Annotated in this window: 9 protein-coding genes; 4 read left to right on the forward strand and 5 right to left on the reverse strand. The window is 64.6% G+C overall.

The window, feature by feature from the left end; all coding sequences use genetic code 11:
• Nucleotides 1-257: 257 nt before the first annotated feature.
• Nucleotides 258-758, forward strand: a complete 501-nt coding sequence (locus K1X71_17005) for a hypothetical protein (GenBank protein ID MBX7074843.1) — start codon at nt 258-260, stop codon at nt 756-758.
• 32 nt (nt 759-790) lie between these two features.
• Here the strand turns inward: K1X71_17005 and K1X71_17010 are convergent, their stop codons facing one another.
• Entirely contained in the window at nt 791-1,693 is a 903-nt protein-coding gene (locus tag K1X71_17010; protein MBX7074844.1) for an SGNH/GDSL hydrolase family protein, read from the reverse strand.
• 428 nt (nt 1,694-2,121) lie between these two features.
• Between K1X71_17010 and K1X71_17015 the strand changes: the two genes are divergently transcribed.
• Together K1X71_17015 and K1X71_17020 are read left to right on the forward strand one after the other, a co-directional pair.
• Entirely contained in the window at nt 2,122-4,002 is a 1,881-nt protein-coding gene (locus K1X71_17015) for an ABC transporter ATP-binding protein/permease (GenBank protein MBX7074845.1), read from the forward strand.
• A 20-nt stretch (nt 4,003-4,022) separates the two neighbouring features.
• Complete coding sequence (locus tag K1X71_17020) at nt 4,023-5,837, forward strand: ABC transporter ATP-binding protein/permease (GenBank protein ID MBX7074846.1); 1,815 nt, start codon at nt 4,023-4,025, stop codon at nt 5,835-5,837.
• Nucleotides 5,838-5,850: 13 nt separating this feature from the next.
• On the opposite strand, the gene K1X71_17025 is transcribed toward K1X71_17020, so the two are convergent.
• The 4 genes from K1X71_17025 to K1X71_17040 all read right to left on the reverse strand — a co-directional run bounded on the left by K1X71_17025 (nt 5,851) and on the right by K1X71_17040 (nt 8,235).
• The gene (locus K1X71_17025) at nt 5,851-6,858 is read right to left on the reverse strand and encodes a type I glyceraldehyde-3-phosphate dehydrogenase (GenBank protein ID MBX7074847.1); all 1,008 of its coding nucleotides are present in this window, start codon (nt 6,856-6,858) and stop codon (nt 5,851-5,853) included.
• A gap of 41 nt (nt 6,859-6,899) precedes the next feature.
• Nucleotides 6,900-7,373, reverse strand: coding sequence for a hypothetical protein (locus K1X71_17030; GenBank protein MBX7074848.1), 474 nt, complete (start codon nt 7,371-7,373; stop codon nt 6,900-6,902).
• A 95-nt stretch (nt 7,374-7,468) separates the two neighbouring features.
• Nucleotides 7,469-7,813, reverse strand: coding sequence for a DUF488 domain-containing protein (locus tag K1X71_17035; GenBank protein ID MBX7074849.1), 345 nt, complete (start codon nt 7,811-7,813; stop codon nt 7,469-7,471).
• Nucleotides 7,814-7,917: 104 nt separating this feature from the next.
• Nucleotides 7,918-8,235: a rhodanese-like domain-containing protein gene (locus K1X71_17040; GenBank protein MBX7074850.1), complete on the reverse strand. Its 318-nt coding sequence runs from the start codon at nt 8,233-8,235 to the stop codon at nt 7,918-7,920.
• 212 nt (nt 8,236-8,447) lie between these two features.
• Here K1X71_17040 and K1X71_17045 point away from each other — a divergent pair.
• A partial coding sequence (locus K1X71_17045; protein ID MBX7074851.1) for a hypothetical protein occupies nt 8,448-8,947 on the forward strand: 500 nt, incomplete at its 3' end.

Consider the following 8,947-nt stretch of genomic DNA (forward strand, 5'->3'; position numbering starts at 1 on the left):
CGCTGCCAGACTCGCATCGTAAACGGCTGTGGAAGAAGGGTCAAACAAATCGTGAGCGGCGTTTGTCTGGCGGCGGTTTTTGACCGCTTTGGCGCTGCCTGCGCGGGGGGCCGTCGCGTCGGGAATGTGCCGCGTAATTTGGATGACGACGTATGCTTTTGAGGGGGGAGGGGCGTACAAAGGCGGCACTGTCCGGGCAGGTTTGCTTGTATAATTCGAGAGCGCGACTGTTTCTTGTTTCGCAAGCGGTGGGTGACATGGCGGAAGATCTGGTCCTGAAGGTTGCGAGGCGCCGCGTCGAGCGGTTTGCAATTCGCCCGGCCGCGCCGCGCGACATTGAGCAAGACACCAACGAATGCGCCGCGTGCGAGCGCTGGCTCGACATGGGAGTCGATGCGCTCGAGTGGCTGGAGAAGGCGGAGCAGTTTCTGTTGGAAGCGGGACGGTCTGGCGTAGCCATTATTGAGAGCGACACTGCCCAGGCGGTGCGCGATCTTTATTTGGTGTGGTTGGAATCGTGCGACCAGGCGGAAAAATGGTGTGCTTCGTTAACCGCCAAAGGGCATCCGCCAAACAACCTTGGCAAGCTGCGTCAGGCGAATGCGCGAGCCGCTCACGCCGCCGCGCGCAACGCCATTTTGCAGATGGCGTCGCAGCCGGTGGACTTGGACGACGATGCCGACGGATGCGCGCAGCAAGCCGGCGCCACGGCGATCCGCTTTGCCCCGACGCCGCTAGAGCCCAAGCAGTTCAACTGAAAGCGATCGAGTGGCGGGCAGCAGACTCGCGGTTAGTTGTGGTGACGGCGCGCCATGGCGGCCATGACTCCGATCGCCCCGATGGCGAGCAGCAGGCAAGTGGCTGGCTCTGGGATCGGCAGCGCGGCCGAGTTGCCCACGATAAAGTTGTCCGCCCAAATGGTGTAGTCGGCGCCGTCGATGAGCAGGTCGCAGTTGAAGTCGCCGCTGGCGAAGCCGCCGAGTTGGTGAAAGTGATCGGCCCAGGCCGTGTAGTCGGCGCCATCGACCACGCCATTCATGTCGGCGTCGCCGGCGTAGAGGCTCGCCACGCCAAAGGCGTATTGCCGGCTGAGCCAGTCGTAGCCGGGGGTGATGCCATTGACCTTGGGGCCGCCGTACAGGTGGACGTATCCCGGCGTCTGGCCGTCGTCGGAATACCAGCTTTGCCATCCGGACTGCTGTTGGATCGCGTGGTAATTGTCCAGAAACAGCCAACCGCGCTCGGCGGCCTGCGTTTGCAGCCAAGGATTGTAGAGCGTGCGCAGCCGCTCATCGGCCAGCGCATAGCGCGCGTCGTTGGGATTGGTCAGCACCGGCAGATTCGCGCCCAAGATCACTTGCACGCCAGCGGTTTGGAAGGCGTCGAACTCCGCCCCGATGAGACTCTGAAACGCCGCGAATTGATCGGGTTCCAGAAACGAGTCGTTGACGCCCAACTGGAATAGCACCAAGTTGGCGCCGGCGGCCAGGGCATCGGCGCCAAAATCATGCGCGTGCGGTGGCTGCGCGTGAATGTCGGTGGCCTGGCCCGTGTAGATCGGCGCGGAGGCCCCGCCCGAGGCGAATCGCAACGACTGGGCGGGCATGCCAAAGCGATTGAACTGATACTGCAACAGCGCTCCGTAGGCGCTGGTCTGTGAGTCGCCGGTGGCGGCAAAAAGGGTCGATGCCACGGCCGGCGAAGCAACCAACATACAGAGTCCAGCCCACAGAAGTGCCCGCTGCATCAAACCGCCTCTTGACTGTCCCTGGAATTAGCTAGCGTTGGCCAGCCGGCAACACCACAATTAACACAAAATTTTATCAAAATCAAAGGTAGAGGGGGTGCGCTGTTGGTCGGCCGCGAAAATCAGCGGGCAGAAGATTCCGCGAGAACGCCGGCTTTTGCCGATTGCGGAGGGGCACAGCCAAGAAACGGCCGGCAAGATCAGAAAAATGGCGCCGATCGGCTGGGCCAAACGGGCGAGCCAGTGTCCCACCAGGACGGCGGGACCAAAGACTGATCTTGGCCGGCGGGGCGGTCGCGCCTATGAATTACTGGGAGACTTCTTTCCTTCTCGCTGCCGCGCCCACCCGCCCGACCCCGCCTGGTTCGCCGTTCATGTCGATCGACCCTGACGCCGCGCCAACGACTCGCCGGTTGCTCCTGCGCCTGGGGCAACTGGCGTGGAAGTATCGCCTGGGGTGCGCGCAGCTTTTGGCGCTACAGCTTGTGGTGCTGGCGCTGACGCTGGCGACGTTCACGGCGCTGGGGTTGGCGGTGGATGTGGTGCGCCAGCATGCCGCGCCCGGCGGCCCCGCATTGAACTGGCCCGCGGGCCTGGCGCCGCCCGCCGACTGGTCGCCCCGTTTCACGGTGGCCGCGCTGGCCGCCGCCATGCTGTCGCTGGCCGCGGCGCGGGGCGTGGCCAACTACTGGTACGCGCGGGTCGCCGCGCGCTTTGTGCATCAGCGGATGGTGGTCGATCTGCGCGCCTTGGTTTATGAAAAGCTGCAGCGCTTGAGCTTTCGGTTTTTCGCCGATCATCACAGCGGCTCGATCATTGGTCGCGTGACCGCCGACGTGCAATCGCTGCGCGTGTTCGTCGATGGCGTGGTGCTGCAAGCGCTCACGCTGGGCCTGTCGCTCGCCTTTTATCTGGCGTACATGCTGCGGATCCACGTCGGGCTGACTTTGCTCTGTCTGGCCAGCACGCCGGTGATGTGGGCGATCTCGGCTAGCTTTTCGCGGCGAGTGAAGCCGGCCTACGCCAAGAACCGCGAGTTGTTCGACCAGATGCTATTGGCGCTCACCGAGAACGTGCGCGGCGTGCAGGTGGTGAAGGGCTTTGCCCGCCACGACGAGGAGCGCGCCAAGTTTGCGCGGGCCAACCGCGCGGTCACCGATCAGCAGCATTGGATTTTTTGGCGGGTGAGCTTGTTTTCTCCCACGATTGAGCTGCTCACGCAGTTCAATCTGGTCGCGCTGTTGGGCTACGGCGGCTACCTGGTCATGCAGGGCGATTTGGCGCTGGGCTCGGGGCTGATCGTCTTCTCGAATTTGTTGCAACAGTTTTCCGGCCAGGTAAGCAAGGTCACCAGCATCGTCAACAGCGTGCAGCAGAGCCTGATCGGCGCACGGCGGGTGTTTGAGGTGCTCGACGCGCCGATCGAGATCCAAAGCCCAGCCAACCCGCGCCCGCTGGGCCGCGCGCGGGGGGAGATTGAGTTCGAGTTTGTCGAGTTTCGCCATCAGGCGCAGCCCGTCCTCAGCGACATCTCGCTGTGGATACCGGCGGGGCAGTGCGTGGCGCTGCTGGGCGCCACGGGGTCGGGCAAGTCGTCTTTGTTGAATTTGATACCGCGCTACTTCGACGCGACGGGCGGCCGCGTGCTGATCGACGGGATCGACGTGCGCGAGTTGGATGTGGATGAGCTGCGCCGCAACATTGGCGTAGTGCCGCAGGAGACGACGCTGTTTGGCGACACGGTGGCCGCCAACATCGCCTTTGGAAAGCCAGACGCCAGCCGCGAGCAAATCGAACGCGCGGCGCGCATCGCGCGAGCGCACGACTTCATCACCGGGCTGCCCGACGGCTACGACACCGTATTGAAAGAAGGGGGCAAGGACCTTTCTGGCGGGCAGCGGCAACGACTGGCGATTGCCCGCGCCTTGCTCCTGGAGCCGCCGATTTTGTTGCTCGACGATCCGACGGCGGCGATCGATCCGCAGACCGAGGACGAGATCTTGCAAGCGATGGAGCAGGCGATGGCGGGCCGAACAACGCTGGTGGTGGCGCATCGGCTGAGCACGTTGCGCCGCGCCGACCTGGTGGTGGTGCTGGACGGGGGGCGGATTGTCGAGCTAGGCACGCACGAACAGTTGATGCGCAGCCGCGGCCTGTATTGGCGGGCCGCCAGCCTGCAAAGCGATGGGCAAGTGATCGAAGACGCGCCGCTACGGTTGCCGGCGCACGACGCCTATGCCTCGGACGCCGCCTAGCCGCGAGCCACGTCAGCGCCATGCAAAAAGCCGCCAACAAGCCGACCGCCGCCGAGCCGATGGATCGCGAGTTCGAGCTGCCGAGCCGCCCACTCGACAGCGAATTGATCGCGTGGCTGTATGGCTACACGCGGCCACACGCGCGGCAGCGCAACCTACTGCTGGCGCTGGTGGCGCTGCGTTCGGCGCAACTGCCACTGTTGGCGTGGGCGACGGGGCGGATCATCACGGGGCCGATCACCGCGGGCGACCCGCGCGGCCTGGCCTGGGGGCTGGCGGGCTTTGTGGCGCTGGCCTTGTTCACGCAACTGACGTTTCATTTTCGGCAGCGCTATGCCTTGGAACTGGGAGAGGCGGTGGTGCATGACTTGCGCGCCGACATCTTCGCGCAGCTCCAGAGGTTGCAGCTTGGCTTTTTCAATCAGACCAAGCTGGGGCGGATCATCAGTCGCGTCACCTCCGACGCCGAGGCGGTGCGGGCCGGCGTACAAGAGGTGTGCTTTGCCGGGCTGGTGAGCGGCGGCCAGATGGTGATCGCCGCCGCGCTGATGCTGTGGTGCGACCCCTTGCTGTTTGGCCTGGTGTTGGCGATCGCGCCGGGGCTGTGGCTGATCAACAACCACTTTCGCCGCCGGCTCAGCCGACTGCACCGCGACGTACAAGAGAGCTTCAGCCGCGTCACGTCGACATTGGCCGAGACGGTGCAAGGCATTCAGGTGATTCAAGGCTTTGTGCGGCAAGAGACGAACAGCCGCCGCTTTCATGCGCTGGTGGCCGATCATTCGCGCTACAACTTTGAAGCGGCCCGTACCGCCGGCCTGTTTGGCCCGTTGCTCGACCTGAACAGCCAGTTCTTTTTGGCGACGCTGTTGATCGTGGGGGGCTGGCGCGCGCTGGCCGCTGGCTCGTCGCTGCCGCTGGGAGACCTGATTCAGTTTTTGTTTTTGGCGAACATCTTCTTTGGCCCCATTCAAACCCTGGGCGACCTCTACAATCAGGCGCTAGTGTCGATGGCGGGCGCCGAGCGCGTGCGCGCCCTCTTGGAAACCGAACCCGAGTGGCAAGACTGGCCGGACGCCAGCGCGGCGCGGCGACTGCGCGGGCGCGTGGAGTTCGACCGGGTCACCTTCAGCTACGTCCCGGCGCGCCCGGTGCTGCACGGCGTGAGCTTTGTGGCCGAGCCAGGACAAACCATCGCGCTGGTCGGTCACACCGGCAGCGGCAAGACCTCGATCATCAACCTGATCGCCAAGTTCTATCTGCCGGACGCCGGCCAGGTACTGATCGACGGGCAAGACCTGCGCGGGCTGGACACCGACGACTATCGGCGCCAGATCGGCGTGGTGCTGCAAAACAACTTTTTGTTCACCGGCACGGTGCTGGAGAATATCCGCGTTGGCCGCCCCAGCGCGACCGACGCCGAGGTGCAAGGGGCCGTCGAGCGGCTAGGCTGCGCCGACATCCTGGCCGCGTTGCCGAACGGGCTGCAGACTGAGGTGGGGGAAGGCGCCTGCCGCCTGTCGCTAGGACAACGGCAACTGGTCTGTTTTGCGCGGGCGCTATTGGCCGACCCGAGCATCTTGATCCTCGACGAGGCGACCAGTTCGATCGACGTGCTGACCGAGTATCGCATTGGGCAGGCTTTGGCGCGGCTGTTGGCGGGGCGGACCAGCTTTGTGGTGGCGCACCGGTTGAGCACCATTCGCGGCGCCGATTTGGTGCTGGTGCTCGACGAAGGCCAGATTGTCGAACGGGGCACGCACGCCGAACTGGTCGCCGCGGGAGGCGTTTACGCGCGGCTGCACGAGCAGTTTGCGCGGGCGACGGCGGCCTAGCGGGGTGGCGCGGTCAGCGGCGCGCGGTTTTGCAGACCGCCAGCGCCTCGCGAATCATCTGATTGGCGTAGCCCCATTCGTTGTCGTACCAGCTCATGACTTTGACTAGGTCGCCGTCGACAACGCGGGTCAGGTCGAGATCGACCACCGACGCGCGCGAGTCGCCAATGATGTCGGATGAGACCAGCGGATCGCGCGTGACGCCGAGCACTCCGGCATAGCGTGGCGAGTCGGCTTCCTCGGTGAGAATCTGGTTCACCTCTTCCACAGTGGTCTTTCGCGAAGTGACAAACGTGATGTCGGCCAACGATCCGGCGGGAATCGGCGCCCGGATCGCGATGCCGTCGAAGCGACCCGCGTACTGCGGCAGCGCGCGCGTGGTGGCGCGCGCGGCGCCGGTGTCGGACGGCACCAGGTTAGCGGCCCCCGCCCGGCCGCGCCGCAAGCGCGGATGAGAACGATCGACGATCGACTGAGTGGAGGTGTAGGCGTGCACGGTGGTCAGCATCGATTTTTCGAAGCCGATGCGGCGGCCGATGACCTCGACGATCGGCGTGATGCAGTTGGTGGTGCAACTGGCGCAGGAGACGATAGCGGTCGCGTCGCCGGGCGCATTCACGCCGTGGACTACGGTTTCGACGTCTTCATCCTTGGAGGGCGCCGACAGCAGCACCACGCGCGCGCCGGCGCGGATGTGCTTCGCCAGATCTTCGCGCCGCGTGAGCGCGCCGGTGCATTCGAACACCAGTTCGACGCCGAGATCCTTCCACGGGAGTTCCGCCGGGTCGCGGCTGCCGAGCTTTTGCAGTTTGTGGCCGGCGACGATCAGGTTGGGCCCGTCGATCGCCACCGACTTGGGGTAACGCCGGTACACCGTGTCGTACCGCAGCAGGTAAGCCAGGTTGTCGACGTCTCCCAGATCGTTGATGGCGACCACGTCCAGCGAGGGCTCGTCGATCGCCAGCTTCAAGACCGCGCGGCCGATGCGTCCCAGACCGTTAATGGCGACTTTGGTGCTCATGTTGTTTCAATCCCCCTGATGAATGATGGAAATAGCCGCTCTCACACTTGAACCCGCGCGCTAAAGCCGGCGGCGTTGATGGCCTGGACCAGCGCCGCGGGCTTAAAGTCGCCGGTGACCACAAACGATGTCGCGCCAGGGGTGGCCGTGTCGCCAGTCACGCCGGCAACGGTGGCGATGGCCTGCCGAATGGCGTCGCAACACAAATCGCAGCAGTTGTGGATGCCGGAGACTCGCAGCCGATGGACATTGCCCGGTGGGATATTGCCCACGGGGCGGATCGCGAATTGCTCACTGTCGGCGCGGCCATAGAAGCCGGCGGCGGCGATCGCGTCCAGCGCTTGTTGGGCCGCGGCGTCGTCTGGGGCGGTTACGGTCACGGTTCCGTCGTGCAGATCGCATTGCGATTCTGCCCCCGCGACGGTTTGAACCGCCTGGTTCACCGCCTGCGCGCAGCCTTGGCAACACAGGTGAACGCCGCGCAGTTGCAGCCGAGTGTCGGTTTGATTTGTCATGATCGACTCCTTTGATAGTCGCTGGCTGGTGGTCTCCTGGCCGCGCATTTCGCCCGCGCCGGGCCCTCCGTGGCTCGGCGCGCTACATGTTGTTGTTAGTGTCCCTGGAGATGTCGTTTCAGCGCCAGCGCGCCGTTGTGCGCTTCGTCGCGCGCGGCATAGACCAGGGTGACGGTCCCCTCCTTCGCCTTTTGCTTGAGAAGCCGGACGGCGTCTGGGTGCTCGCGCAATTCGCCGCGATAGCGCTCTTCGAATTGCTTCCAGCGGGCCGGGTCGTGCCCGAACCATTTGCGCAGCTCGGGACTGGGGGCGATGTCTTTCAGCCACAGATCGACCGCGGCGCGTTTTTTGGTCAGCCCGCGCGGCCACAGACGTTCCACCAAGACACGCACGCCGTCCTGGGAAGAAGGCTCCTCGTAAACTCGCTTCAACTTCAACATGTCCGTGTCTCCTGTTGCCGCCACCGTTTGAAAATCGCTCTGACCGCTTGGCGCACGCCGGCACGTCGCACGGCATGCGCCGAACCAGACCGAACCGCGCCGGCTCATCCGGCTTCGTGCTGCCAGGCGTCGAAGCCCCCGGTGTAGCGCGACACGGCGGTGAAGCCGGCAATTTCCAATCGGCGCGCGGCCTTCTCCGAGGCGTCACACTCTTGGCTTGCGCAGTAAACGACCACCGGTTGATCTTTGCCGCCCGATTCTTGCTCGACGCGCGCGACAAAGTCGCTGCGGTCCAGGGGCACACTGATCGCGCCGGGAATGCGCGTGGCTTCGAACGACTCCGCTGGCAGCGTGTCGACCAAGGTGAGACCCGCATTCTTGTCGCGCATGATCTTTAGTTCGTCGGTCGAGATCGTTTTCATCGCTAACTCCGTTCCTTTGGGTGGTTACCGCTTGCAGATCGCACTCAAACCTTGAAGGCTGCAATGCTCGTACCAATCGCGACGGACTTGCGACAGCAACCGGTCCAGAAGTGCCGATCGCACGCGAATCGTCCAGGGCTGCTACGCCCCGCTGGGCGGGCGTGGTACAACAAAGGTTTCCGGCTGGAAACACGGTCCCGAGCGCCAGAGAAATGACGCCCGCAGCCAGATTTGCTTGGCCACGAACGATTGCCGCCGTGTGGGTGTTGTGCTGCGTGGCGCTGGCGGCGCGGGCAGACGAAGCGGCCAGCGCGGTCCGTGAGGCGCCCGGCGACATCGATGCGCTTTTTCCGCGCGAGTTGGTTTGCTTCTGCGATTACGACAAAAACCCGGTCTTCGCCGGCGCGGGGCCAGGGCATTGGGATCAGGCGATCCGCGAGCGCGGTTGGATCTTGCGCGACGCCGATGGCTGGCGGATGTGGTACACCGGCTACGACGGCACGCGCGAGGGGCTCAAGATGCTGGGCTACGCCACCTCGCCCGACGGGCTCACGTGGACGCGGTACGCGGGCAATCCGCTCGACAGCGAACATTGGATCGAAGACATGATCGTGACGCGCGACGGCGACCGGCTGTTGATGTTCGCCGAGGGCCGAGGCGACGTGGCGCATTGGTTCACCTCGACCGACGGTTTGCATTGGGCGCCGCAAGG

It is taken from the genome of Pirellulales bacterium (assembly GCA_019694455.1).
Classification (GTDB): domain Bacteria; phylum Planctomycetota; class Planctomycetia; order Pirellulales; family JAEUIK01; genus JAIBBY01.